Annotated in this window: 22 protein-coding genes; 5 read left to right on the top strand and 17 right to left on the bottom strand. The window is 45.4% G+C overall.

The genetic code is table 11. The features are described 5' to 3' along the window. Positions 1-85 precede the first annotated feature (85 nt). The 7 genes from norR to EX191_RS16885 all read right to left on the bottom strand — a co-directional run bounded on the left by norR (position 86) and on the right by EX191_RS16885 (position 7,441). On the bottom strand, positions 86-1,615 hold the full coding sequence (gene norR, locus EX191_RS16915; RefSeq protein ID WP_193448118.1) for a nitric oxide reductase transcriptional regulator NorR: 1,530 nt from the start codon (positions 1,613-1,615) through the stop codon (positions 86-88). Positions 1,616-1,827: 212 nt separating this feature from the next. After that, positions 1,828-2,307: an outer membrane lipoprotein gene (locus EX191_RS16910; RefSeq protein WP_012841939.1), complete on the bottom strand. Its 480-nt coding sequence runs from the start codon at positions 2,305-2,307 to the stop codon at positions 1,828-1,830. 124 nt (positions 2,308-2,431) lie between these two features. After that, positions 2,432-3,043, bottom strand: coding sequence for a CDP-alcohol phosphatidyltransferase family protein (locus EX191_RS16905; protein WP_021449254.1), 612 nt, complete (start codon positions 3,041-3,043; stop codon positions 2,432-2,434). Beyond that, positions 3,036-3,683 carry an ATP-binding cassette domain-containing protein gene (locus EX191_RS16900; protein WP_152812384.1) on the bottom strand — a complete coding sequence of 216 codons (648 nt, stop codon included), beginning with the start codon at positions 3,681-3,683 and terminating at the stop codon, positions 3,036-3,038. The genes EX191_RS16905 and EX191_RS16900 overlap by 8 nt, the downstream gene beginning before the upstream one ends. Next, a complete protein-coding gene (locus tag EX191_RS16895) occupies positions 3,649-5,358 on the bottom strand; it encodes an ABC transporter permease (protein ID WP_193448117.1) in 1,710 nt (569 codons plus the stop codon). The genes EX191_RS16900 and EX191_RS16895 overlap by 35 nt, the downstream gene beginning before the upstream one ends. 9 nt (positions 5,359-5,367) lie before the next feature. After that, positions 5,368-6,528: an ABC transporter substrate-binding protein gene (locus tag EX191_RS16890; RefSeq protein ID WP_193448116.1), complete on the bottom strand. Its 1,161-nt coding sequence runs from the start codon at positions 6,526-6,528 to the stop codon at positions 5,368-5,370. A 466-nt stretch (positions 6,529-6,994) separates the two neighbouring features. Further along, positions 6,995-7,441, bottom strand: coding sequence for an META domain-containing protein (locus EX191_RS16885; protein ID WP_005393252.1), 447 nt, complete (start codon positions 7,439-7,441; stop codon positions 6,995-6,997). A 210-nt stretch (positions 7,442-7,651) separates the two neighbouring features. Between EX191_RS16885 and EX191_RS16880 the strand changes: the two genes are divergently transcribed. After that, positions 7,652-7,900 carry a DUF1289 domain-containing protein gene (locus EX191_RS16880; RefSeq protein ID WP_048626242.1) on the top strand — a complete coding sequence of 83 codons (249 nt, stop codon included), beginning with the start codon at positions 7,652-7,654 and terminating at the stop codon, positions 7,898-7,900. 98 nt (positions 7,901-7,998) lie between these two features. Here EX191_RS16880 and EX191_RS16875 read toward each other — a convergent pair whose 3' ends face one another. After that, positions 7,999-8,220: a hypothetical protein gene (locus EX191_RS16875; RefSeq protein WP_005393249.1), complete on the bottom strand. Its 222-nt coding sequence runs from the start codon at positions 8,218-8,220 to the stop codon at positions 7,999-8,001. Between the two features lie 414 nt (positions 8,221-8,634). Further along, the gene (ushA, locus tag EX191_RS16870) at positions 8,635-10,323 is read right to left on the bottom strand and encodes a bifunctional UDP-sugar hydrolase/5'-nucleotidase UshA (RefSeq protein WP_193448115.1); all 1,689 of its coding nucleotides are present in this window, start codon (positions 10,321-10,323) and stop codon (positions 8,635-8,637) included. Between the two features lie 749 nt (positions 10,324-11,072). Between ushA and EX191_RS16865 the strand changes: the two genes are divergently transcribed. Then, positions 11,073-11,588 (top strand): GNAT family N-acetyltransferase, encoded by a 516-nt coding sequence (locus EX191_RS16865; protein WP_193448114.1) that lies wholly within the window; start codon positions 11,073-11,075, stop codon positions 11,586-11,588. 147 nt (positions 11,589-11,735) lie between these two features. On the opposite strand, the gene rplY is transcribed toward EX191_RS16865, so the two are convergent. The 5 genes from rplY to radD all read right to left on the bottom strand — a co-directional run bounded on the left by rplY (position 11,736) and on the right by radD (position 16,646). Continuing rightward, the gene (gene rplY / locus EX191_RS16860) at positions 11,736-12,014 is read right to left on the bottom strand and encodes a 50S ribosomal protein L25 (protein WP_005393245.1); all 279 of its coding nucleotides are present in this window, start codon (positions 12,012-12,014) and stop codon (positions 11,736-11,738) included. 284 nt (positions 12,015-12,298) lie between these two features. Beyond that, entirely contained in the window at positions 12,299-13,648 is a 1,350-nt protein-coding gene (locus tag EX191_RS16855) for an ATP-binding protein (protein WP_031780334.1), read from the bottom strand. Further along, on the bottom strand, positions 13,638-14,297 hold the full coding sequence (locus EX191_RS16850) for a response regulator transcription factor (protein ID WP_005378073.1): 660 nt from the start codon (positions 14,295-14,297) through the stop codon (positions 13,638-13,640). The genes EX191_RS16855 and EX191_RS16850 overlap by 11 nt, the downstream gene beginning before the upstream one ends. A 76-nt stretch (positions 14,298-14,373) precedes the next feature. After that, entirely contained in the window at positions 14,374-14,799 is a 426-nt protein-coding gene (locus EX191_RS16845; RefSeq protein WP_012841930.1) for a PepSY domain-containing protein, read from the bottom strand. A 95-nt stretch (positions 14,800-14,894) separates the two neighbouring features. Then, complete coding sequence (gene radD, locus EX191_RS16840) at positions 14,895-16,646, bottom strand: DNA repair helicase RadD (protein ID WP_193448113.1); 1,752 nt, start codon at positions 16,644-16,646, stop codon at positions 14,895-14,897. 121 nt (positions 16,647-16,767) lie between these two features. Here radD and rsuA point away from each other — a divergent pair, with 121 nt between their 5' ends. The 3 genes from rsuA (at position 16,768) to EX191_RS16825 (ending at position 19,768) form a co-directional block, all read left to right on the top strand. Continuing rightward, positions 16,768-17,469 carry a 16S rRNA pseudouridine(516) synthase RsuA gene (gene rsuA / locus EX191_RS16835; RefSeq protein ID WP_033905117.1) on the top strand — a complete coding sequence of 234 codons (702 nt, stop codon included), beginning with the start codon at positions 16,768-16,770 and terminating at the stop codon, positions 17,467-17,469. A gap of 437 nt (positions 17,470-17,906) precedes the next feature. Further along, positions 17,907-19,109 (top strand): Bcr/CflA family multidrug efflux MFS transporter, encoded by a 1,203-nt coding sequence (locus EX191_RS16830; protein WP_005393240.1) that lies wholly within the window; start codon positions 17,907-17,909, stop codon positions 19,107-19,109. Beyond that, positions 19,109-19,768 (top strand): DUF2913 family protein, encoded by a 660-nt coding sequence (locus tag EX191_RS16825; RefSeq protein ID WP_046874809.1) that lies wholly within the window; start codon positions 19,109-19,111, stop codon positions 19,766-19,768. Before EX191_RS16830 ends, EX191_RS16825 begins: the two co-directional genes overlap by 1 nt. Before the next feature lie 86 nt (positions 19,769-19,854). Here EX191_RS16825 and EX191_RS16820 read toward each other — a convergent pair whose 3' ends face one another. The 3 genes from EX191_RS16820 to EX191_RS16810 are packed head-to-tail and all read right to left on the bottom strand — an operon-like array spanning position 19,855 to position 25,145. Beyond that, on the bottom strand, positions 19,855-21,837 hold the full coding sequence (locus tag EX191_RS16820; protein ID WP_193448112.1) for an MtrB/PioB family decaheme-associated outer membrane protein: 1,983 nt from the start codon (positions 21,835-21,837) through the stop codon (positions 19,855-19,857). 9 nt (positions 21,838-21,846) lie between these two features. After that, positions 21,847-22,827 (bottom strand): DmsE family decaheme c-type cytochrome, encoded by a 981-nt coding sequence (locus EX191_RS16815; protein ID WP_085343125.1) that lies wholly within the window; start codon positions 22,825-22,827, stop codon positions 21,847-21,849. A gap of 53 nt (positions 22,828-22,880) precedes the next feature. Further along, positions 22,881-25,145 carry an OmcA/MtrC family decaheme c-type cytochrome gene (locus EX191_RS16810; protein WP_193448111.1) on the bottom strand — a complete coding sequence of 755 codons (2,265 nt, stop codon included), beginning with the start codon at positions 25,143-25,145 and terminating at the stop codon, positions 22,881-22,883. Between the last annotated feature and the right edge of the window lie 186 nt (positions 25,146-25,331).

The raw sequence follows: 25,331 nt of genomic DNA, 5'->3' as shown, positions 1-25,331 counted from the left end.
TTAATTTTATCGTTTTTAGATGAGTGGTTGATGTAATTAAGACAACGCATATGATGTCTTAATTACATCGGCTTCTTGTGGTTGGTTATTTATTGATCCCGAGCTTTTTACCCATCCGATATAAGTTCCCGCGATCCATTTGCAAAAACTCTGCTGCTTTTGCCCAAACGCCACCAGTTTGGCTCAAAGCATGTTCAATTAAATCACGCTGATAGCTTTCTATTAGCTCTCGCATTGGCTGGCTTTCTTTAGGCAGATAATGCGATGTGTTTTTTACATCATCGAGAGCCAGTGAGGTGTCGAAATGGTTAAGCATGATCGTGCTCGCACCTTGTTGAATGGCGTGTAAAGCCGCGCGAGTTAACGTATGTTCGAGCTCGCGTACGTTTCCGTACCAAGGTAAAGACTCCAGTTGAGTCAACACTTTAGGGTGAACGTGCAGATTGGGCGCATTAAATTGTTGGCGTACCTTTTCTAACAGATATCCGGCTAAAACGGGAATATCACCGTCACGGGCACGAAGTGGGGGAACTTGGATTGGGAATACGTTTAAACGGTGGAAAAGGTCTGCTCGAAATGCGCCAGCTTCGACTTCTTTTTCCAGCTGTCGATTGGTCGCGGCGATGATGCGCACATTGACCATCAAATGCTGATCGCTACCTACTCGTTGCAGCTCGCCTTGCTGAATTACGCGCAGCAATTTTGCCTGTAAAATCAAAGGCAGTTCGCCCACTTCATCAAGGAAAATCGTTCCGCCGTCTGCCAGTTCAAACTTACCGGCGCGGTGGCTATTGGCTCCAGTGAATGCGCCTTTGACATGGCCAAACAGTTCACTCTCAGCCAGACCTTCAGGCAGGGCCGCACAGTTGACGTAAATCATCGGCTTATCGCTACGATGAGATTGCGCGTGCACCGAGTGCGCGACCAGTTCTTTACCAGTACCGGTCTCTCCTGTGATAAGTACCGCGTAATCTGATTGAGCAACGGTCGCAATGTTGCTTCGTAAGTGGTTAATCTGCGGACTCAAACCCACCATTTCGCCATGTTGAGAACGGGCTTGCTGGATAAGGGTTTGAGTGACGCTTTTTTGCTTCTGGTTTTGCGCTTTGAGTGCTTTTAATTGAGCAATGTTACGCAATGTCGCAGCGGTCAAAGCCGCAAAGGTTTCGATAGCGACAGGGTCAATGTCATCAAACGCGCCCACCGTTAGAGCATCCATAGTTAGTGCGCCAACAAGTTGGCCTTCTACATACAAGCTAAAGCCCATGCAATCGTGAACATCAATGCACTGGTCTTCGGTTAATAGTGTGCCGTCAAAAGGATCAGGCAGTGAACAATCGGCATCGAAACGCACCGGTTCGCGGCTATGAATAATGGCATCTAAGCGTGGATGCGCTTTGGGGAAATAGCGACGACCTAAGACCGAGCTGGATAAGCCTTTTACCGCGACAGGAGTCAGAAACCCATCCTCATCGAAGATAAACAGGCAACTAGCATCACATGGGAATACTTGCGCGACCCCATCAATGAGGTTTTGATATTGCTGTTCGTGAGAGCGATTAGAGCTGAGGTTTAGCGCGATATTAAGGAGTACATGGTCAACAGTCGGAGTCATAACAAGCCCAAAGTTATCTGGAATGGGCTCATGCTAGCAACTTGATGTCATTTGAACATTGAAAGGTATGGGAGATTGATGTTCCATTGACGACGATCAAACTTGATACAAATAGAATCGCGAAAGCCGATAAGTAAGCAATGTACGCTTGCGCGGATTAAGCTCTTTGAAACAAAACAGCAGACCAATGGAACGGAGTCATCGTGTTCAAATTAGCGAGGTACAACCCTTGCGTCATTACCAGACATGTTGATTTGAACCGCTTGGCCTGGCTGAAAAATCATGTTTGGGTTTGCTTCTTGAACGACAGAGATTATTTTTCCATCCTCTAAGCGAATGGTCAGATTCACACCATTTCGTTTCGCGGTTGCTTCAGCGGCTTTACTGCCGGCATAACCACCCAGCAGACCACCACCAATAGCTGCGATATCCGAGCCAGAGCCACCCCCGACTTTTGAGCCTAATATACCACCCACGGCAGCACCAGCGATTGTGCCTATGGCGTTGGATTGGGTAGAGGCATCAATGGTTACTGGTTCAACTTTTTCTATCGTTCCGTAGTAAACCTGCTGAACTTTGCGCGTGTCTGAAGAGCCGTATGCATCTCCGTACGGGTTAGGTGAGGTACAGCCGCTAAGCATAACAATACAAGACATGATGAGCAGCATACCTAGCTTGACGTATTTTTTCATATAGCCTCCGAATGGTTTCTCCACCCAAAGAGTATATACCTCAATTTAGCATGTGCTTTGATGCGTTAATAAACAGCCGCTTAGTGATGTTTTTTCTCAAGAATACGTACATTTCTGAGCGGTGTTAACGGCCTTTGAGCGTATGAAACCCAGAGTAAATTCGCGTGAATGTGGTAAACCAACATGCCGCACCGAAGATGTATGCAATGACCGAAAAGTGTTGTGGCATCAGGCAGAACAGCACAAAACAGCCGATGGTTTCCGTGCCTTCGGTTAAGCCGCTCATGTAGTAGAGAGATTTGTGTTTATACACCGGATTATCGATGCCTTGTTTCCCTGCCATGATGGCAAAAGCCAAAAAGCTACTCCCAGTGCCGACGAAGGAAAAAATCAAAAATGCCCCTGCAATGGCATTTTGTTCTGGATTGGCCAACACAAAACCAAAAGGAATCAAGGAATAGAACAGAAAATCCAAGCTGATATCGAGAAAGCCTCCGGCATCGGTAATGCCTTGAATCCTCGCCAGTGCGCCGTCTAATCCATCACAGATTCTGTTCAGCAAAATAAACAGCAACGCCAACAAGTACTGTTCGGCGATCAAAGCCGGTAGGGCAAAACAGCCAAGCACAAAACCAAATACTGTCGTCTGATTTGCGGTGATGCCACATTTATCGAGGTATGTCGCACTGAGAGCCAGCGGTTTGCGGATGAGCTTTATACTCAGGCTATCAAGCATGGTTTGTCTCCCACGGCCAATTTAGGCAGCGGCTGCCATTAGGAATATCATCCTCATCGTGCGTTACCATCAAAGTAGGGATGTTCGCTTGCTGTAATTGTTCGACCACCCAATTGCGAAATTGTACACGCAGGTCTTTATCCAACTTGCTATAGGGTTCATCAAGTAGCGCAACTTTCGGCTTTGCCAGCAGCATACGAGTCAATGAGATACGGGCGCGTTGTCCTCCGGAGATTTGATCTGGGAAGGATTCGGCAAGTTTGGTCAATGCAATGTTCTTCAGTGCTTGCATGGCGTGTGCTTTACGCTCCTCACCTTTGATTGAGTTTGGTAGCGCGAATGCAAGGTTCTCCCACACCGTTAAGTGAGGGAAGAGCAAATCGTCTTGGAACAGAATACCGACCTGACGTTTATGGGCAGGGAGGGCATCCAACTTTTCGTTATCAAGCGTAATGGATCCAGAGTAGTTGAACTCGGCGGAGAGGTGTCCAGCAATGGCATCCAACAAAGTGGATTTACCACAACCGCTTGGTCCCATCAGAGTAACAATTTCACCTTTCTCTACGGTCATGTTGAACGCTGAGAAAAGCGTGTCGCCATTGGTTTTACGGATGGCGAGGTTTTCGAGACAAAGACTCATTCAGTAGTAAACCTTTTATAGACAAGCGGCGATACTTCACGTGTAAGCGGCTTAGTAGTATCGCAAAAGAGAAGAACAAGAATGGCAGCAGAGCTTGCCAAATGGCGTAAATCGCGGTGACACGTCGGTCAAAACCACTGGATAGCGCAACGGCTTCGGTGGTGATGGTGCTAATGCGCCCAGCCCCTAGCACCAATGTCGGCAGGTATTGCGCCAGACTTACGCTAATCCCAACCGCCCATGCGAATGCAATCGCAGGTAGGAGGATTGGCAGTTTCACTTTTAACCAAGCTTGCATCGGTGTTTTACCCAAGCTGAGTGCGACGCGAGTTAAGCCGTTATCGAAGCTGCGCCACGGCCCGTCTAACGAGAGGTAAATAAATGGGAATGCGAAGAACACATGCGCCCAGCATACCCAAAAGAAATACGCGTTACTGTTTAAGTACAGCGTCACTACTTGCATACCGAATAGCACGGATAGCTGAGGAATCAGCATTGGGATGGCGATGATGTAACCGGGTACCTGCCAGCGATAACGAAGGCGATACTCATGTACGATCAAGGCAAGAGCTAGAGCGACGGTCGCGCTGATAACGGCAATCAGCATGCTCTGCTCCAGCGTACCAAGAATACTGTGCCATTCATATTCCCAAAAACGCAGGCTATAGCGGCTCGGTAGTAAATCTGGAAAGCGCCAGCGTTGAGCAAAGCTCCATACCACCATGAGTGGAATCATTAGAAGTGCAAGTAGCGCGATCAGTGAAAATAGGGTTTTACCGGGTAAACGAAACCCGTTTCGACCAGAGTACTGCCAGCGTTTGAAGCCTTTGGTAATACACCATTCCATTAAGCGTGCAAATCCAATCAAAAGGCTAGCGATAGCAAACAACACGACCGCGCCTGCGGCAGCTCTTGGTAGAAGCGATAAATCTGGGTCGTTAAACCACTGCCACACTAAAACCGCAAATGTTGGTGGGTTGGTAGGGCCAATAATCAATGCAACATCAACAACCGACAAGCTGTAAGCCAATACCGCCATCATTGGAAAGCGCAGTTTTGCTATCCACTGTGGGAACACGCATTTCCACCACGCTTGCGCCGAACTGTAGCCCATTGAGTGACTGACTTTTTCAATCTTATCGACTTTCAATTGCTGAAGAATTGGAATACTCATCAACAATAAAAACGGCACTTCTTTAATCGCAAGCATGATGATCAAACCGAGTGCATGCGGATCTTTAATCAGCAATGCTAAGTCATTCACCGTTTGCGCATTGGGATCGTAACCAAACAGTTGGTTGAGAACACGAACGCCCATACCAGTTGGGGCAAACAAGAACGCAAAGCCAATCGCAAACGCTACGTGCGGCATGGCAAGAAGTGGCGAGAGGCTTACTTCAATTTTTCGCCAAAACTTGCTGCCCCACGATGCTTGCAAAATCGCAAATGTGATCAAGCAAGCCAAGTAGCTACTGAAAATGGCAGAGTAGAAAGTAAGCCCGATGGATGTCCAAACACCCTCCCAATCAAAAACAGCGTTAAAGCCATCTAAAGAAAAGTGTTGCAAGCCGATAGGAGGTACATAACCGAGCGCAGAGACCACCACTCCAAGTAGTCCCGGAATGGTAGGCAAAATACAAACTGCGATAATGACTAAATACAGCGCTCTTAACATGGATTCTTACTAATTCCCGTAGCGTTTCAACCATTCTTTTTCCAACGCAGCTTGCCAACTTGGATGTGGCTCAGCGATAGATTTGAATTGTTGCGTGTTTTTGGCCGAACCAGTTAGGTATTGGCTGCTTAGCACTGAAGGATCGCCCCAGATGTTTAGGTTACCTTTGCGAGACTGTGCTTCAGGGCTCAATAAAAAGTTTATCGCAACTTGTGCACCAGCACTGGCATTTGCGTTCCAAGGAATCGCTAAGAAGTGAATGTTTGAGAGTGCACCTGCGTCCATCGCATACGCTTTGGTGGTTTCTGCAAGGTTACCGCTCGACTGAGCAGAGAAAACCGCGTTCGGGTTAAAGGTAATTGCCAGGTCAGTCTGACCATCATCTAGTAGTTGAAGGGTTTCTGCTGTACCGCCTGGGAACTGTTTACCACCGCGCCAAGCGACTTTATGGAACTCATCTAGATAAGCCCACAGCGGTTGAGTGATTTGCTCAAATGTTTCACCAGTGACTGGTTTTTGTAAAGCGGGATCGTTGTTGGTCAACTCAATCAACAGTGCTTTAATAAAGCTTGTACCATGAAACTCTGGTGGGCGAGGGTAAGTTAGGCGATTTGGAAACGCTTTTGCGTAACTCAGCATTTCTGCGAATGATTTTGGAGGGTTATGCAGGGTTTGCTCATCATGGATAAACACTAATTGCCCCACACCCCAAGGTGCTTCCAGGCCTTCAGTTGGCTCTGAAAAATCCACATCAATTGGCAATGATTTATCGACGTATTGCCAGCTTGGCAAACCTTCAACAAAAGGACCAAACAGCAATTGGTTATCCTTCATTGATTTGAAGTTTTCGCCATTGATCCAAACCATATCAACACTGCCACCTCTGTTTTTACCTGCGGCTTTTTCTGCGATAAGTCGAGTGGTGGTCTCAGAAATATCGGTGACTTTAACGTGGTTTAGCGTCACGTTATAACGCGATTTTAGCTCTCTACTCGCCCACTGGATGTAGCGATTAATTTCTTGGCTTCCGCCCCAAGCATGAAAGTAGACGGATTGTCCGTCGGCTTGTTGTTCGATTTTTTGCCATTCACTAGCAACCGATGAGTTGGCAAAAGAAGATGTCGCGAAAGTGGTGGCTAAAATGCCAACGGTACTGAGTAGCTTTTTCATATCTATTCCGTGTTATGTCTTTTTATTCTCGTTTCCGGCGTTATTGACGTCTAAACAAGTCGCTCCGCTTTGTTACAAGGATAGTAATCCATCTCTCTCTATTATCAATGCCAATCCCAAACGGAATCACTCATTGATTCAAAGAATTATTCTCAATGTGAAGCAAAACGAAGAAAGGACAATTCTGGTGTCGTTTTAGGTATACAGGAGCGGACCGCTTGTTTGACGATATTCTTTCAAGTAATTGAAAATTATTGTCCTCAAGCAACTTCGATATGTTGATTTGGAAGACTGAACCCGCGTCGTAGACGTGGCGTTGAGGGCGTAAAGAGGGAAAGAGTTTGTCGTTTTAAACGATTTTGCTAACCGAAACGTGCGAAACAGACATCCTGCCTGCTTTGATATGGATTAGGAGGCATAAAAAAAGCAGCCATTTTATGGCTGCTCTTAGAATATGAAATGGGACTTAGTTTACCCAATCACGCAACTGAAACGTTAGTTCGTGATCGTCATTTTTAAGCATTAGCCCTTCTTTGGTTAGCGTTATATCACTCCATTCAGTAAGAGTTTCAGACATCGCTTGCTCAATTTTCATTTGGTCATCCATACACATCTTCATGGTCATTCCCATTTTTTCGATGCGTAGTTGATTGTTTTTTAGTTCAGCTTGACCAAAGAAGTTGTTACACCCCGCGTTACCATTTGCAGTCAGATTTTCTCCGATTTCTAAGCGAGGCGCTTGCTGACGTTCTTTTAATTCGATGTTTTTACCATCAATCTGAACCAGCTCCCAATTATGGTGCTGTAAATCTTGAGCCGTAATTTCTTTCACATTGTCACCGTTGCTAGCACATGCAGTCATAAGAACAGGAAGAGAGATTGCTGTAACTAACGTTTTTAGGCTAAGCTTCATTTTATAGACTCCGTTTTTAGAAAACGTGGTAAGTATAGGTAATAAAACACTGTTTTTGTCAGCATAAGGTAATAGTTTCGTATTACTGTGACAGAGTCCAGTTTATATACTCAAACGGCTTCAAGGTGCAAGATGTATAGCACTGTTGGGAGCGTATATTGAAGTCGTTATAATATCATTACAGCACAGCGAGCAAAAAACGGTTAGAGCATGGAGCAACTAGAGTTTTTTACCGTCCCAAACCCTTGCGTTGGTATTTGTAGTGTGGACGAAAAAGGGTATTGCAAAGGATGTATGCGTAAAAGAGAAGAGCGATTTAACTGGCTCACTTATACGCCTGCTCAACAGTTGCATGTAATTAAGCTATGCCGTCAGCGCTATAGAAGAAAGGTATTGGCAGGGAAGGGAAAGGCAGAAGAGTCTCAAGAAGAATTATCACCACAGCAAAATCTCTTTTAAATTTCGAATTATCCCGGCTCGGCAATAATCAATGATGAGCCGGGACTGTATTAGCTCTTACTATGCGGTGCGTGTAAGGCAAACTCGTTAAATTAGCGCTACTTCATTGACCAACGGTCACTGACCCATCCCCCAGCATGTTCGTCAAAGTGGCTTCCTGAAAATCGATGATTGAATTCAACATCTAATTTACTTGTCGGGCGTTCATCCATCAGCTGATGAATGTATCTCGCCATAGGGTCCGTGCAAGCTTCGCGCTCTCTACGGGTAACCACTTCTTTGATCATTTGAAGTCTGTAGCTATTGCTGGCTCGTTTCATTTTTGACCTCCTGAACTCGATGGCAGCAGTTTGAACATATTGACGTCCAGATCGCTGCTCATTGGTGAACGCTTGGCGGCGAATCACCTTCGTTTTAGGTCAAAAAGACAAATTGTTTGAGAGCAGTGTTTGTAACGCCATTCACATCTTTCCTAGAATCATCCACTAAGCTACGAAACTTCATAGCGAAAAGTTAGTTGATGAATCTGTATTTTCGAAAGACCTTATCAAACATAGAAGCCCAGCACATGGGCGTCAACAACACAAATGAATAATTTTTGAACACTTTATGAAGGGCGATAATTTTCAGCACTTTAACGAAAATAAAAAAACCGAAGCGTCACGCTTCGGTTTTTAGGGTGGCTCTGACGGAACAACTTCTAAAAGCTCTTCACGTCAGAGTGTAAGGTGTTTTTAGCTATTAGTTGCTGGGCAACCTTTCACAGCTTGACCGTTACTGAAATACTTGATGTTTTCTAAGTTCTTGTTGTAGCTATCCGCAGAGATCTGTGGGTTATTTACGAAGAACTCACGTAAAACGTATGCATCGGTTAGCTGGGTAGATTGAACATCGATGATTGGATAGTTATCGCCACCAGCAGCACTGAAGCTGATTATAGAGAATGTGTACGTTGCGTCTAGATCGAAGCCTTTATTGTTAATGTCGGTAATGGTTACTGAACCAGCATCACAATTTACATCTAAAGTGATGTTATCTAGTTGAGCGTAAGCACCAGAGCCTGCAGATTTCGTCGCAACCACATCTAGGTATTCTTTAACTTCTTTACCTGTCATAGTTGCTTTAGTCACGAAGTTACCGAACGGCTGTACTGTAAGTACATCACGGTAAGTGATGTCACCATCTTGGATTGAATCACGCACACCGCCAGAGTTCATCACACCAAAGTCAGCACCTACCGTTTTGTAAGTACGGTATGCCTCGCCCAGTAGATGACCTAGGTTAGTTTGTTGAGAGCGAACTACGTTACGATCACCTTCTAACTTACCCGTCGTATTAGAAATCTTCTCATCTAATAACTCTTGACCTTGCTGTTGGTATGGCAGTAATAACGCTTTTACCGTCGCATCTTGTTGAATGCGTTCACCGATCACTTCATCGTTGTCGTCCAAAAGGTTTACAGGAATCAGTGCGTAGTTCGCTAAGTGAAGCTTGCCGTCGTAATATTCGAAGTCCGCACGACCCACATATTTACCCCACTCATGCGCTTGCATAATCCAAGTGCCTTTTTGTTGGTCTGGCGCGCAATCATCACCAGGTTTAAAATCAGCATACTCATTGGTACCTGGCTCCATACACACTGGGTTTTGTGAGTGACCACCGATGATAGCGTCTAGTTGTCCCTCTTCGAGAGAGCGAGCGAGCTTCACGTCCCCTGGTGCTTCACTACCATTATTACCATCTTGGTAGTGACCCATGTGCGTCGTTGCAAATACTAGGTCTACTTTTTCGTTTTCTTCGATTTCCTTAAGTACTTTTTTGATTTCAACTTGAGGGTCTTCGAAGTGGATGTTTGATACGTTGTCTGGATTAACTAGCTTCGCCGTGTCCTGGGTGGTTAGACCAATAACAGCGATCTTAAGGCCGTTGATAGTAAATACTTTGTAAGGGTCGAAGTAACGCTCATTGGTATCTTTCTTATAGATATTCGCAGCCAGCATAGGGAAGTCAGCTAGCTCAGCTTGCATATCGAGAATATCTAGTGAGTTATCAAACTCGTGGTTACCGACAGCCATTGCATCGTAACCAAGTAGGTTCATCCCTACGAAGTCTGGAACCGCATCTTGCATGTCTGATTCTGGTACGCCGGTATTAATATCACCGCCAGATAGCAGAATGGTTTCACCGCCTTTTGCTTCGACTTCTGCGCGAATAGATTCGATTAAAGTGTGACGCGCAGCCATGCCATATTCACCGTCGCTGTTATGCCAAAAGCGACCGTGGTTATCGTTAGTGTGGAGAACTGTGAACTTAGTACAAGAATCTGCTGTCTCGCAGGTTACTGGAGAATTATCGCTGTCTGAGCCGCATCCTGCTAGCGCAGCGCCCACTGCCATTACCAAAAGAGATTTGGAAAACTTCATAAGGGATCCTTTCTTTGTGATTTTGTTATTGTTACGGCGTGAAATATACGGAATTAATGTGAAACTTTAGTGATCTATCTCTTATTTATACTTCTATCGGAGACATGAATTAATAAGCCTGCAAACTACGTCTCCAATTAAACAGAAATAGTTTTTAGTATATTGAAATTAGAGGGAGGGGGTTATTTTGTGAAGTGGTCAATTGAATGAATGTGGTTTGTGTGAATCAATGCGCATTTTTGCGAAGTATAGCGCTGATTTTGGTGATTATTTTGCCAAGTTCATGTTTTTCTTAGCAGCTATGACACAAATCGTTATAAATTTTCGCTCTGATGATGAGGGAAATGTTTTGTATATAAAATGATCACTGTAAAACCCAAACTCGTTTGATCTTGGCTTACTCTGTTTAATACAACCAGAAATGGTATTTCTCTCTTTACTATAATTGCGACCGTTTAGAAATCTTATGCCTTAGATATCGTTTATTTATTCTTATTCGATACCTTACCGTGTTTATCCCGCTTTCGATACCCGGATGTTAAAACAAATAGATTCAATCTAATGAGCGAAAGTGAAACGTAAATAACGAGGCGTTTTCTTCGGATATTACGATGTGCACTATCATTGAATTAATGAAAATGAAATGGAGTAATGTAAAGCGTTGCATCTGTGGCTGCTCGCTTTGAGCTTCGATTTAAAGAGTAGGGTTGAAAGAATTTGTAAGTGGTGAATTTTAAGAAAGGATAGTAATGAGATACACAGTAAGGAACGCAGTCAGAGAGGAAGTAACTCAAATCGCCAAGATACATGTTGATTCGTGGCAGGTAGCATACAAAGGGTTAATGCCACAGAGCTACATCGATCAGTTTACGATTGAGCGCCGAGAAAGGATGTGGACGCGAGTCATGACTGAGCAACTGGCCCAATTGATCGTCGTTGAGAGACAAGGGGAAATCGTCGGCTTTTTAAGTTACGAACTACCTAACCACACCTGTGAAGATAAAACGGCGTGGGTAACATGTTGCTATGTCTCTCCTTTGCATTATGGGCAAGGTGCAGGGAGTGCATTGTTAGATGAACTAGAAACGCGTCTACTCTCTACGCCCGTTATGCAGATAAGCCTGAAAGCACTGGATACCAATAAACAGGGGCTTAACTTTTACAAGAAGTGTGGTTTTGTACGTACTGGAGAGGAAGAGACGGAAATCATAGACTGTATGACGCTGACGGATCTCACTTTAGTGAAGTACGTTGCCCGTTCATAAATCAATTGTTATATGCCACATATAGTAAAACCCCGGAGGTGGTAAGACTCCGGGGTTTTGAAATTTTTTAGATGTCTCGGTTGGTAAGTCCGATTATCTTTAATGCAAAAGGTTTGGATTTAATCCGATTAATTCCTTGGTAGGGAATTAGATACGGATGAAGTCCATGTGTTCAACTTTTGGCTTGAACGCGTGACGTTGAACGTCTTGTGGCTTAACTTTAACTTCTTTGCCATCGATAACTAGAACTAGGCCTTCGTAGAATTCAGGCTTGTCCATTTGGTTTACGATGTCGTCGTGGTTAAGAACGATAGCTACTGCTGCTTCTTCACCGCCGTATACAACTGCAGGGAATTTGCCAGCGTGACGTAGGCGGCGGCTCGCACCTTTACCTAGTTCAGTACGTACTACTGCTTCGAATTTCATAGTATTTACTCTCAAATTAGTAAAAATCAAATGTTCACAATCAACAATGCGACCTTGTTGTTCGTGGTAAAGCTTGAAACAGGAACTGTTCAAGCGAGCGCGGATACTATCATTCCACTTATAAATGGGCAACCCAAATCGTACCCAAATCAACAAAAAGGTATGATTTATCTGGGTGTAAGGCTATCCCTTTTAACGCTTTGCTTGGATTTTGTTCACATCGGCTTCATTTTCATCGGTTTACTAATCATGGTCCGAAGAACAAAGTTTATGCGTTATATGCTTTATGTTCGGCTGAGGTGTAAGACTAAAGATGCTTTTAAGCCACCTAAAGCGCTCGCTTCCAGTGTTAATTGACCTCGGTAACTGTGTGCCATTTCACTGACTATATTTAGACCAAGACCTGAACCAGGGGTTGCTTCATCCAATCTAACGCCTCTCTTGATTACTTGACTCAGTTTCTCTTTAGGGATGCCTGGCCCATCATCTTCAATGATGATGTGTATATTGTCTTTATCCTGAGAGGAGTGCACACGAATCATGTTGTTGGCCCACTTATAGGCATTTTCAAGCAAGTTACCCAGCATTTCGTCGAGATCGGTCTGCTCTACCGCTACATTCAGCTCTGAATCAAGTTCATTAATTAAGGAGATATCTCGGCTCGCATACACTTTATCAAACGCCATTGAGATAGCATCCACACGCTCTGCTGGGTTCGATTTCACTGATAAAATATTCATAGACCCCGCCATGCGGGCACGGCCCAGATGGTAATCGATATGATCTTGTATTTGATTGATCGGAGTACGCAGACGGGATTGCGTATCAGGTTCTAACGTCTGTACTTCATTTTTTAGGACAGAAAGTGGGGTTTTTAGCGCATGTGAGAGATTGCCTGCATGATTCCTAGCTCGTTCTAACAACTCCTGATAATGGAAAAGCAGAGCGTTGAGGTCGAAGATAAGAGGAGAAATCTCTTTCGGATAGGTTTCTTCTAGACTCTTTTTGTTACCAGACTTCAGCTCGGCCAACTCTTTTTGTAACTTCGTAAGCGGACTCAATGACCATGCAATTTGCAGCAAAATGACGGCAAGAACCCCTGCGAATAATAAGCCTAAAATAAGCCAGAGTTGCCCGATTAGCGTTTGCAGGGTGCTTTTGATAGGCTCTTCGTCAATACCAATAATGATATGGATAGGCCCATCGTAATCTGGTAAGTACAGAGCTTTTTCGATGGTAATCAGCCTTTCGCCTCTCGCGCCGTAAGCATCGTTATCCAGACCTTTGTATTCGATTTTTTTGTCCCACAAAGAACGAGAACGCTCGAGACTCGTCTCAGTGGAGGCACTCCAATATAAACCACTGTAAGGTCGGTTAAATCGAGGATCTGAGAGCAGAGCAGCGAGTGAGAGGTGCCCAGTCTCATCGACTTCTAACTGAGCGGCGATTTCATCCATAAAAATGCTCAGCTGTGAGCGAGTGTCGTCAACCATATAGTTGTACACTTGGGTCGGTATCGTCACACCAGCTGCGAGGATCATTGCCGTCAACCAAACGATCGCCGCTAAAACGAGGCGACTTTTGATACTCAGTCGTTTTATTGCGTTCAACGGTAGCCTGTTCTTATTCGGCATTTAATTGGTATCCCAACCCTCGGACAGTTTTGATGATCTTTGGCGCGATTTTTTTGCGAATTCGGCCGATAAAAACTTCGATTGTGTTGGAGTCACGATCAAAGTCTTGTTTGTAAATGTGCTCGACGAGTTCGGTGCGAGAAATTACTTTTTCTGGGTTATGCATAAAGTAAGCGACCACTTTATACTCCAGCGCCGTTAAGCTTACTGCTTGCCCTTGCCACATTACTTTAGAAGTGCGCGTATCCAAGCTCAAGTCGCCAATTTGCATCACAGGAGAGGCGTTACCTGATGCTCTTCGCAGTTGCGCGCGAATACGAGCGATAAGCTCAACCATTTCAAACGGCTTAGTTAGGTAATCGTCTGCACCTGCGTTTAGACCTTCAACTCGCTGCGTTAGGGTATCGCGAGCACTCAGGATAACGACAGGGGTATTGATGTTTTCATCTCGAATGCCTTTTAGCACGGTAAGGCCATCCAATTTCGGCAGTCCTAGATCAAGAACAATAGCGTCCCATTCTTCCGATGTCGCGCGATACAGAGCGTCTATGCCATCTTGAGATAATTCTGGTACCCAGCCGGTACTTTCTAATGTTTCGATGATTTGCTCGCCTAAACGAGGGTCATCTTCAACGACAAGTATTTTCATATTGGTGATTCTTATTATGTTTGGAGTGTTATCGAAGTAAGCTACGCATTGTGTCGGGATTACGCATTAGACCAGTTTAGTTGTTTTGTGGCTTTAACGCTTTGTTAAAGCTGCGACCTTTGATCTCAAGCATTTCCAGCGTGGCGGCGTCATACTCAACTTTCAAGACGCTATTGTTGTACAGGATTTTCAATTCATACACCCAAGCATCATCATCTTCTTCAAGTTCGACCTTGATGATGCGGCCGTATAGGTCGTTTTCTACTGCGGCGTAAAGGTCCGAAAATGGTCGTATATATCCTTGTTGAACCGCGCGATAGACCTCATCTTGATCTTCATCGAATTCAATACGTGTTCCAGGCTTTTCGACATCTTGCACGATGGCGTGACCATTTTGTGATGCATAGTAGTCGTCATGCTTGGCGAAACTTGGTGCACACATCAATGTCGTGATAAGGCCGAAAAGTAACGCAGAATGTTGAGAAGTCGTTGCTTTATACATAGTCAAACCTTTTCTAGAACGTTAGCCGCAGTATATCGGATATAGATGAACAGAGAGTGAATCATCGAGTTCAGTTTTACTAAATGTTGCAGAGGTTATTTCAACTCGTCTTCAAAAATTTTGTCTCGCAATTTCCAAAAGCGACCGGATTTCCTTGCAATAACAAACTGAGGCAAACGGAAACGATGTTGATTGGCAACAACACGTGTCGGTGAAGCCTCTTCAAAAGGGCGATGCTTGTCTGCCAAGTGAGGGCGCACAAATTGGTCTTTAAACGTTTGTTTTTGTTTTTTGGTACTCAATGACCAAAACTCATGAACTAACGCATTGCCTTCGCCTTGGTATGGTTCACCAGAATACGTCACCTTGAGTTGAGATTTACCATCACTGGACTTGAATACTGACAGGTCCATTTCTGTGCATTCAAATATCAATGCATCTTTCAGATTAAGGGCTTCTTTTAATTTTTTATCTGGATCAACAAGCGTTGCGTCACACTCATGACAAATGCGCGCAGCGATATCGTTGTCGGCACCACACTCACCACAGTATTTGGCACGAAAACGGTATCCACAGTGTTCACGCTCGCCTGTGTCTTCATCTTCAAAGTAACCTTGGCAACGTCTGCCAAAGTGTTCAACCAAGAAACCGTTATTATCCAACTTACCCCAGAAGTTGTTATTGAATCCGCAAGCCGGGCAGGGAATCGTGATAATTTCACTGTCAGAGTCTGGTTTGGGATCACCGACTTCAGGTTGGTATAAATCGTAGCTGTTGCCTGCGTAATCAAGCACTAAACATTCTGATTTTCCGTCTGATAAGCGTAATCCTCGCCCTACAATCTGCTGGTATAGACTGACTGACTCTGTTGGTCGCAAAATTGCGATTAAATCGACATGCGGCGCATCAAACCCGGTAGTCAGTACCGAAACATTGACCAAATATTTTATTTGACGATTCTTGAACGCTTGGATGATCGCGTCACGTTCCGGCGTAGGTGTATCACCAATGACGATTTCAGTTTCACCTTCAGGCAGTAAACTGTGGATCTCTTGTGCGTGTCGGACAGTCGCGGCGAAGATCATGACCCCTTGACGCTCTTTCGCATATTGCATGATTTGCTCAACAATTTGCGGAGTCGCACGTTTGGCTTTATCGATCACCATGTCCATTTCTGCTTCTTTGTAGCGTCCGGTGTTTGCGGGTTTCAGTTGCGAGAAGTCGTAAGACAAAACGGGCGCGTCCATCATGCGGGCTGGAGTGAGGAAGTTTTCGTCGAGCAAGTAACGGATCGGCAGTTCGAAAATACAATCGCGGAAGAATCGAGGCTCTTCGGTGCGTACTTGACCTCGGGTGTGATACTGATAAATCCAGCCCATTCCTAAACGATAGGGCGTTGCAGTTAGTCCCAGCACCTTAATGCCTGGGTTCAGTTCTCGTAAGTGAGTAATAACTTTTTGGTAGCTGCTGTTTTTGTCATCCGGCACACGATGGCACTCATCAATAACGAGCAGAGAAAACTGGTTTTTGAACGAATCTAAGTTACGCACCACCGATTGAACCGAAGCAAACACGACTTGCTGGTCAGTTTCTTTTCGCCCCAATCCTGCTGAGAAGATAGAACCTTTTAAACCATAACCTTCATACTTCGCGTGGTTTTGCTCGACCAGCTCTTTAACGTGAGCGAGGACTAACACTCTCCCTTTCGCAAGGCGAGCAAGTTCTGCGATCACCAAGCTTTTTCCGGCACCGGTTGGCAGCACGATCACTGCTGGTGTCGAGTGTTTACGAAAGTAATGAATGACTGCTTTAACCGAGTCGGCTTGATAAGGACGAAGTGTGTACATGAAAATATGTGAAATTGCTCAACTATTCGAACGAGGAACGCTATAATACCTGACTTTTATACCCAAGTGACCTTTAAACCAAGATTTGGAGATCACTTGGGTATAATTCAATGAGGTATTCATGCGTTTAGATAAATATTTGTGTGATGCTCTGGGTGCAACACGCAAACAGGCAACAAAGATCATCAAAAGTGGAGACATCACCGTTGACGGTGAGGTTCAAAAAAGTGGTGCATTTAAAGTACCTGAAGGTGCAGAAGTAATGTGGGAAGACCGTGTTATTGGTGCTCCTGGTCCTCGTTACATTATGTTGTATAAGCCTGCTGACTTTGTTTGTTCACATGAAGATGGCTACAACCAAACTGCATTCGCATTGCTTGATGAGCCTAAAATTGAAAACCTTCACTTTGCGGGCCGATTAGATGTCGACACAACTGGCTTGGTGTTGATTACGGATGATGGTAAGTGGTCTCACCGTATTACCTCACCGAAGCATAAGTGTGAGAAAACGTACCGTGTTTGGCTTGTCGATGCGATTCAGCCTGATTACGCGGAAAAGCTCGAACAAGGCATCATTTTGCGCAATGAATCAGAAGCAACATTACCTGCTCGTTTGGAGATCGTGAACGAGGCAGAGAATGAAGTATTGTTAACTATTGTGGAAGGTAAGTATCACCAAGTGAAACGTATGTTTGCGGCGTTAGGAAATAAAGTTGAGTACTTACATCGTGAGCGTATTGGTTCGATTGAACTCGATGAGGCACTAGAACCTGGTGATTATCGCTACCTCACGCAAGAAGAAATTGATTCTATTTGGAATTAATTGTCGGCATGGGAAATTCTTTAGTTCTCAATAGGAACTAGTTTTTTGGTAGGAATTGGCTCAAAATAAATTTTCCTACCAAAATTAGTGCCTAGACAATTCCGGTGTGCTTACTCATCTGAGTGATATGCCTTTGCATTTAGCTGAGGCATGCATACTCTTATTGCAAAGCCTTCGGCTACGGTGAATGGAATGATGGTGTCAACGCTATCATTTTTACTGCATTGTGTTTGTTTCCCATAAACACATTTCGCTTTCACATGCTTTTCTATGTCGAGTTCGTCAAGGTCACACCTTGGTACATATTTGCCCTTATGATTCTCGAACGTTGACAGAACAGGCCTTTGGCTTCTAGATATCAGCGATATGAGAACCGTCCGTTATTTTCACTTTGCTCTGAAAGTATTGACGAAAGGGCTCCAACAAGAGGTAAAAGAATGACAGAAAAAGCTCAAAGCGCTCCGCAATCCCAAATCAGTTTTCTATTGTTTCTTGTATTAGGAGCGATTGGTGCTTTGACGCCTTTGGCGATCGACATGTATCTGCCTGCAATGCCAACCATCGCGAAGGATTTGGGTGTTGCGCCTGGCGCGGTTCAGATTACGTTGACGGCTTATACGGCAGGTTTTGCGATTGGCCAGTTAATTCATGGGCCGCTTGCCGATAGTTTTGGCCGTAGACCTGTACTGATTTTGGGTGTGCTTTTCTTTGGATTAGCGGCGGTAGTGAGTGCGACCACAAACGGCATCGATGCATTGACTTATGTGCGAACAGCACAAGGTTTTGCTGGCGCGGCAGCGGCGGTCATTATCCAAGCCGTCGTGCGTGACATGTTTGACCGTGAAGACTTTGCCCGTGCAATGTCTTTTGTCACCTTAGTGATCACCATGGCACCCTTGGTTGCGCCTATGATAGGTGGTCACCTAGCGATCTGGTTTGGTTGGCGTTCGATCTTTTGGGTGTTAGCCATTTTCGCTGTGGTGGTAATTCTACTGGTACTTTGGAAAATCCCAGAGACGTTGAAACCAGAAAATCGTCAGCCGCTTCGTTTTCGCACTACGATGAGAAACTACGCCAGATTATGCTCCAACCCTGAAGCGATAGGTTTGATGCTTTCTGGAGCGTTTTCATTTTCCGGAATGTTTGCATTCCTGACTGCGGGCTCGTTTGTTTATATTGATTTATATGGTGTTCGACCAGACCACTTTGGTTATTTATTTGGTTTGAACATTGTTGCGATGATCATCATGACCAGTATTAATGGTCGCTTGGTGAAGAAAGTTGGCTCTCATGCCATGCTTCGTTTTGGGTTGTTCGTGCAACTTTTGGCGGGGATTGGTTTATTCGTAAGTTGGTTAATGGACTTCGGATTATGGGGCATCGTACCTTTTGTTGTGCTGTTTATCGGTACATTGTCGACGATAGGTAGTAACGCGATGGCGCTGCTTTTAAGTGGCTACCCATCAATGGCGGGTACAGCATCGTCTCTGGCGGGGACGTTAAGATTCGGTATCGGCTCATTGGTTGGCGCGCTGGTGGCATCACTACCAGGTAATGTGGCGTGGCCGATGATCATTGTGATGTTTGCTTGTTCTGTGCTTTCAGCACTGTTTTATTGGACTTTAGGAAGAAAGGCGTAATGTCGAATTACACCAAAGAAATTCAAAACTTAGTTAACTCAGCACTTGAAGAGTTAGATCAAGAGCATCGCTCAGGTAAGTTAGCCAATGCCCCTGTTGCGAATAACCATTATTTAGTGCGTTGGGTTACCAAAGCACTTAAATCTCAGCGTTTCGGTCGAGCCGTAGGCGATGACTTAACACGTTGGCAAAAAGCGGGTCGTTCAAAGGGTAATGACGCTGGTTTGTTGTTTATCTTCAAGCGTATTTCCGCTTTTTACGCTCAGTTTTTTCCTGAAGGTGAAGAGTCCAAGGTGATAAAAGACTCCGATATTGAATCATTTCTTGATTTGATGGAGCAAGCTGGCTGGGAAGTATCAACGTCTGAGCAACTTGTTGGTTGTGGCAAAATCCAAATCTTCACGGAAGGTCAAAACTCTTTGGCGCTATGTGCAGATCAATGCGAAAGCTGCTTCGACGGCGAGCTGCTCGTCAAACCAATGAGCTGGTTTGTACGTGGCAACCATGCTGAGTTTGTTGAGAAAGCAGCGCAAGCGGGCTTTATGGTGCATAAAGTGACGGACTACAAATCGATGGTGAAATACCACGGCGAGTACCTTATCTTTCCTGCAAACGAAGGTAACCAATTGGCTGAGATTCCGTTGAGCTTCCAAGCTTAATCAACTTCTCACAGCAGTAGAATTGAAATACGAAAGCATCAGGCGTTTGAAACGTCTGATGCTTTTTTTGTTACGTCACTCTGTATTTAAAAGCGATATTTCCAATAGACGCCACCATATAGACCTTCATAGCTTTGCAAAACGTCGCCCATCGTTTCGGTTTCGTTATTAAACAAGTAATCCTCTTCTGAGTAGTCTTCATAACGGAGGTTAAGCTGCACGTTTTGATTTTCAGATACTTCATAGTCAGCGATGACTTCAAATCGGTACGAGTTCGCCTCGTTATCAGGATATTGGTAGCCATCAGATGTGGTTGAAGATTTTCCATCAGCTTGGCTGTAGCTGTAATCAAACGAGATAGAAAGTTTGTCGTCTAGTAGCTGCTCTTTACTCACACCAAAGCCAATGGTTGTTATGTCATCTTTGAGTTTGGTGGTGTAGCGATTCCAACCGACAACGTCAGAGTTTGCTTGTTGTTGCTCGAAGCGGATGATCTGTTGATTGTAAAAAACATGCCCGCTTAGTCCGTCGAGTAAATTGAAGTTAAGGCTGAGGTCGTAACCGTAATCTTCCCCTTCACTCAAACCAATATCGGGTTTTGCATAGTCATCGTTGCCGTACCAAAGCTCTGTAAGCAATTGGACATCGTCGGTCATGTCATAACTGCCGTGGCCACGGAGCTCAATCCTCTCTTTGTCGGCTAAATAGTATTGGCGCAAATTAGGCGAGTCGCTGCTGTCGTCCTGCCAATCAGAGCCATCGCGAAAAGTGTAGGAGACTTTACCGCCTAATTGCCACGGTCTACTTGGTCGGTACTGGGCTCCAACAAAAACGCGTTGTTCATCGGTATGCTTCCTATCAGCATAACTTCGCTCATCTTGTCTAAAATGGTAACCCGTATTCACTTTTACATTAGAAGTAACACGATGCTTGAGTGTTGCTTCCAGTTTGGTTTTGGTGTGGTCGTATTTTTCTCTCGTCGATCCGATGATGGTGTTTCTATCGGAGTTATCGTCTTTATCTGAATAGTCCGCAGAAATGGCGAAAGCAGTGTCTCGCGAAAGTTTGTTATGGTAATCCGCGCTCATTTGCCAAGTGTTAGTTTCGCCATGGAATGTATTGGAGTTAACGGGGGACTGCGGGAATGGATTTAACCCGCCTTCAGAAGACGTCTGTGACCAAAGTAAGCGGCCACTGAACGTTTGTTGATTCAACCGATAATTCCCCGTGACAGCAAACTGGTGAAAGTCGTTGTCAGGCTCATACGCGAGGTGGTTAGCGTAAGGATTGGTAGTGCTGCCGTAATAAAGTGCGGACTTGTCATTTCTAAAAAACGAGCCGCGATACGCAATATCCACCAGCCACAAATCTTCCATGTAGCTTACTCCTACTTGAGTATTTAAGGTTTCATGTTCGACGGCTTTGGGTATGAATCCCGGCGCGTTGGCGTAACCCGGAATAGTCGATGAATAAAGCGAAGTTGTGCCTTCTTTACGTTCGTGCTTCATGGATGCATATGGCTTCCATGGCGTATGTGGTGTGTACTTGAGTTCTAACTTAAACGTCTCTCGCGTCACTGAGTTTTCATATTTCGATAGGTCACCACTGACGAGTGCATCCTCTCTTGGATGATACGCACTGAGTGAGGACTGATTCCAGAAATACGGCGTTTCACTATAACTGCCGAGGACACGTAATCCGTCGTACTGGCCCATTTCCCACTGCAGTAAGAAGCGTTGCAAACCAAGATCTTCGACGACGATTCGATTGTAGAACCCATCGTCTTCATATTGTTCGATATCGGCGTTTAGGCTCGCGTTAAAGTGTTTATTGTCAGAGTTTGTACCGTAAACGGGTGGATTCCAATTATAGAATCGCGAGGAACCATCGTTGTTAAGGTAACCGACGCCAGCGCTGACTTCTCCACTCCACGTGCCATCGCTGCTGCATTCACTGCACTGCCAGCGGCTAGTGTCGGCTGGTTGAGAACGTTGTAACGAATAATCGTTGGCGTGCGCTTGCACAGCAAAAGCAAGGGAAATAGCGATGCACAGTTGAGATAGTTTCATGCCTCCCTCCTAATAACTTAATGTTTGACCACGTGGGTGGTTAGAGCCATGCACTTGATTGTGGCAGTTCAAACAACTTCCGCCGCGCACTCTCAAGTCGTTTTCAGGAATGGCTACGTTTGCATGTGGCACACGGTGACATTCCTGACATAGCATTGGCAGCCGTTTATTGAGCAGGGCTTTGTTCACTGAACCATGAGGTGTGTGGCAGGATGTACAATCTTCAGTTACAGGCTCATGCTCCCATAAGAATGGGCCGCGTTTTTCTGCATGACACTCGTAACAAGCGTTATTGACGGTTGACCAGTTCAGGCTTGCTTCATTTAATGCCTGATGTGGATTGTGGCAGCTAGAACAAGTCATGACGCCGTCAATGATAGGATGACGACTGCGTTTGTGGATATCCGATTTGGTGCGGGAGTGGCAATCGGTGCATTTGTCTGCTTGCATTTCGGCAACCATCATCGGATCGTTTTTTTGATGCAGTTGGTGACAGCTTGCACAAGACAGCCCTTCAAAAGCGTGCTCACTGCTATGCCAAGTCGAGCGTTTCGCATCTTGGTGGCAAGATAAACACACGCTGTTTTGCTTTTCGGCCGGAACAGGGGAGTTTGGCCCAAAGGTGATCATCGGCTCACGAACTTGTCCTTTTCGCGGATTGCGCGCGTGATTGTTTGCTGGGCCATGGCATGCTTCACATTGTTTATCATTCATTGGCCCATGCAAATTCGCTGACTTGCCGTGGATGTTGTCGAAAATACCGGTTGCAGGTTTGTCTGAGGTATCGTCATGGCAACGAAGGCAGCCATCTGCTCCACGGCGTGAGTATTTCCCCTCAGAAAATTTGGTGTCCAATATAGTTTCAATTTCTTCTTGAGTTAACGTCGCCGCTTTGGGTTCTGGCTCGGCGACATCTTCCGAACTGACGGTGAAGATGACGCCTAACCCAAGTATCCCAGCTACCAACCACCGCAGAAACATTGCTTTCATAGCTCTTCCTTTTCTTGTCCTTAATTGTCAAAGCATTGTGTTCAATGACGAATTCAACGGTAGTCGTATACCTTGTGAACCTTATCTACCCCTTGTGACTGACCAATGGCATGGCAAGTTGCACATTGCTCGGAGCCCATGGCTTGTGCTGCTGTGTCTGCTCCAAATACGGCGCCGTGATTCAGCATATGGTTCAGAGTCGCATCTCCTGCCACACTATTCGGGTCAGCATTAGCTAAAGATGACTCTAAGTGACACGCGCCACAGGCGACTAATGCAGGACTAAAGTACTTACCACTCGCCAGAGAAGGGCGCGTATTTTGTTGGCTAGGTAAGTTGTATTGAGCATTGGTATGGCAGGCCTCACAGTTGTTGACTGCGCCAGGGAAAGGCGCTTCACCGCTATGAGCGGAGCCAAAGGCGTGGAATGAGTGTACGTGGTACTTTAGATCAGCCGCCATCCCAGGATAAAACGCAGAACGTTCAGAGTTATGGCAATTTTTACATTGTTGGAAGTCGGTGGCGGCATGTGGATGCTCACCAAGCTTATGGATAGTCAGCTCTTTGTGACAATCGTTACACGATGAAATGTCCGCGCCCACTGGCAGTTTGTGTTGCTTGTTGATACCAGACACATCAAACGAGCCGGATGCGTTATTGGCGGCAATGACGAAAGGCGATTTGATAAGATCGATGCCTTCAAACGTGACGCATTCGGCGAGCTCGCCATCTCTACGGTTGGCGCAAAGTGGCATGTCGGCGATGTTAACCGTCAACGTAGAGTTGGAGATTGGCTTAATCGCAGCGTCAGTGAAGTCTTTATGACACAAGAATAGGCCTTCTCCTTGAGCCTCACAGCCGTCACCAAGTGCGCCATCATCGGCGACGTTGAGACTGTTGTTTGCGACCATCGGGCCTTGGCCGTTATCCCAGTTCAGCAACAAATTGAGGTGGCCATGTTCATTGATGAAAGGTGTCAGTTCGTCGATGGATCCAATACCTGTGCCCGCTTTCGACACTCTTAGTTCAACCTCAAACTGGTCATCAATAAATCGCGCGCTTTCAACGTTGATTTCAAGCGAATCACGTGCCTTTGCAAGATTCTCTAAACGCATTACGTGAACCGTTTTAGCACTTCGGCTTGCGTCTTGGCCGATGATTGGAGCGCCATTGTCGTCTCGGTCATAAGGTCGGTGACAGCCAGAGCAGGAGTTTTGTGGTTCGCCGTTTCTTACCCAACCCGTACCGATTTGGTTATCATGCGCTCCTCTGTCTCGGTACAAGTGACAGGTCTCACAGGCAACTTGACTTGGGTGTTCAAACCAATTGTTGGCGTCTGATGCTTTCGCGACATCGGTTGAATGGCAGGTTGTACAGTTGCGGGCATCTTGCGGGAAAGGGTTGCCTTCAATGACTAAACCATTGATGTCGGTAACGAGCACGTCATTCTCGTCGACAGGCTGTTTGTAAGTCTCGGTGTTATTTCTGTCGCTACCTAATTTGAAAACATTACCGTGGTATTGATGAACAATGGCAGCGAGAGGGCGTCTGGCTGGCGCAGCGCCAGGGTTACTGTCATTGTGGCAAGCGGTACAAACGGCAATGTTGTTATCAATTGAGCGATAGCCCGGTCCATGATGAAGCGGTTCGCCCATATGACAGTTTTCACAGGTGCCTGTTTCAATCACATTGCGGGAGACAGCCGTATCTGAACTTTCTTGCGGCACCCATTCAAACACGTAGGTAAAACCGTTGCCTTGCTCGCCATACGCCATGACGATTCGGTGGAGTTTATTCGCATCCCAAGCGATAAAACCATTGTTGCTAGAAGAGTCGGCAGTATAAGGATCGGACACTTTCAAAACGTCAGGAATGGCAAACGTGTAGCGATACCCTTCGTCTGTTTTTACTAGTGTTCCATCCCAAACACTCTCCATGCTGGCACGGTTATTTACGGTATTACTTGAGTGATGGAAACTCTTCCAATAGGTATTGCCATGGCGTCCATTGAAGGCAAAGGCTGGATCGCTCGAGTTTTGTGTATCGACACGAGAGGGCATTGCTTTAAGAAGTGCGATGCGAAAATCTTTCGTTTCGTCTAGCTCATAAGATCTGCCACTGCCGTCTTTGACGGTAAAATCGACCACCAGTTTGGTTTCTCCGGTTTCTTGAGTGACCAATGATGGCTCGGAAACATTGATCTCGAAATCACCAAGTGCAGGTGGTGGTGTATTTTGATCGTTTTTGCTGTCTGGACCACATCCGGTGAGCAGTAAAATAAAAAATATTAATGTAGCGATCGACTTTAAACCGTTCATAGTCCCTCTCGATTCGTCCTAAAGTAAGTGGGAATGCATAGGAACTGTCTCTTATACACATCTCAAAAAAAAAAAAAGAACAACATGAAGCGCCTAAATACCTTCAACCCTCAGCTGCATAACCAATAAGACGAGAGTTGGTCGAATGATCTTGGCGGAAAACGTGCGGAGGAGGTTACCTAATGT

Origin of the sequence: Vibrio chemaguriensis (genome assembly GCF_012275705.1) — a bacterium.
Classification (GTDB): domain Bacteria; phylum Pseudomonadota; class Gammaproteobacteria; order Enterobacterales; family Vibrionaceae; genus Vibrio; species Vibrio diabolicus.
The sequence above is the reverse complement of the archived record's forward strand: the minus strand, read 5'-3'. Positions and strand labels throughout refer to the sequence as shown.

Bases quoted from the DNA above. Each gene is read 5' to 3' on its own strand.
- norR (WP_193448118.1), bottom strand. From the start codon at position 1,615: ATGACTCCGACTGTTGACCATGTACTCCTTAATATCGCGCTAAACCTC.
- EX191_RS16910 (WP_012841939.1), bottom strand. From the start codon at position 2,307: ATGAAAAAATACGTCAAGCTAGGTATGCTGCTCATCATGTCTTGTATT.
- EX191_RS16905 (WP_021449254.1), bottom strand. From the start codon at position 3,043: ATGCTTGATAGCCTGAGTATAAAGCTCATCCGCAAACCGCTGGCTCTC.
- EX191_RS16900 (WP_152812384.1), bottom strand. From the start codon at position 3,683: ATGAGTCTTTGTCTCGAAAACCTCGCCATCCGTAAAACCAATGGCGAC.
- EX191_RS16895 (WP_193448117.1), bottom strand. From the start codon at position 5,358: ATGTTAAGAGCGCTGTATTTAGTCATTATCGCAGTTTGTATTTTGCCT.
- EX191_RS16890 (WP_193448116.1), bottom strand. From the start codon at position 6,528: ATGAAAAAGCTACTCAGTACCGTTGGCATTTTAGCCACCACTTTCGCG.
- EX191_RS16885 (WP_005393252.1), bottom strand. From the start codon at position 7,441: ATGAAGCTTAGCCTAAAAACGTTAGTTACAGCAATCTCTCTTCCTGTT.
- EX191_RS16880 (WP_048626242.1), top strand. From the start codon at position 7,652: ATGGAGCAACTAGAGTTTTTTACCGTCCCAAACCCTTGCGTTGGTATT.
- EX191_RS16875 (WP_005393249.1), bottom strand. From the start codon at position 8,220: ATGAAACGAGCCAGCAATAGCTACAGACTTCAAATGATCAAAGAAGTG.
- ushA (WP_193448115.1), bottom strand. From the start codon at position 10,323: ATGAAGTTTTCCAAATCTCTTTTGGTAATGGCAGTGGGCGCTGCGCTA.
- EX191_RS16865 (WP_193448114.1), top strand. From the start codon at position 11,073: ATGAGATACACAGTAAGGAACGCAGTCAGAGAGGAAGTAACTCAAATC.
- rplY (WP_005393245.1), bottom strand. From the start codon at position 12,014: ATGAAATTCGAAGCAGTAGTACGTACTGAACTAGGTAAAGGTGCGAGC.
- EX191_RS16855 (WP_031780334.1), bottom strand. From the start codon at position 13,648: ATGCCGAATAAGAACAGGCTACCGTTGAACGCAATAAAACGACTGAGT.
- EX191_RS16850 (WP_005378073.1), bottom strand. From the start codon at position 14,297: ATGAAAATACTTGTCGTTGAAGATGACCCTCGTTTAGGCGAGCAAATC.
- EX191_RS16845 (WP_012841930.1), bottom strand. From the start codon at position 14,799: ATGTATAAAGCAACGACTTCTCAACATTCTGCGTTACTTTTCGGCCTT.
- radD (WP_193448113.1), bottom strand. From the start codon at position 16,646: ATGTACACACTTCGTCCTTATCAAGCCGACTCGGTTAAAGCAGTCATT.
- rsuA (WP_033905117.1), top strand. From the start codon at position 16,768: ATGCGTTTAGATAAATATTTGTGTGATGCTCTGGGTGCAACACGCAAA.
- EX191_RS16830 (WP_005393240.1), top strand. From the start codon at position 17,907: ATGACAGAAAAAGCTCAAAGCGCTCCGCAATCCCAAATCAGTTTTCTA.
- EX191_RS16825 (WP_046874809.1), top strand. From the start codon at position 19,109: ATGTCGAATTACACCAAAGAAATTCAAAACTTAGTTAACTCAGCACTT.
- EX191_RS16820 (WP_193448112.1), bottom strand. From the start codon at position 21,837: ATGAAACTATCTCAACTGTGCATCGCTATTTCCCTTGCTTTTGCTGTG.
- EX191_RS16815 (WP_085343125.1), bottom strand. From the start codon at position 22,827: ATGAAAGCAATGTTTCTGCGGTGGTTGGTAGCTGGGATACTTGGGTTA.
- EX191_RS16810 (WP_193448111.1), bottom strand. From the start codon at position 25,145: ATGAACGGTTTAAAGTCGATCGCTACATTAATATTTTTTATTTTACTG.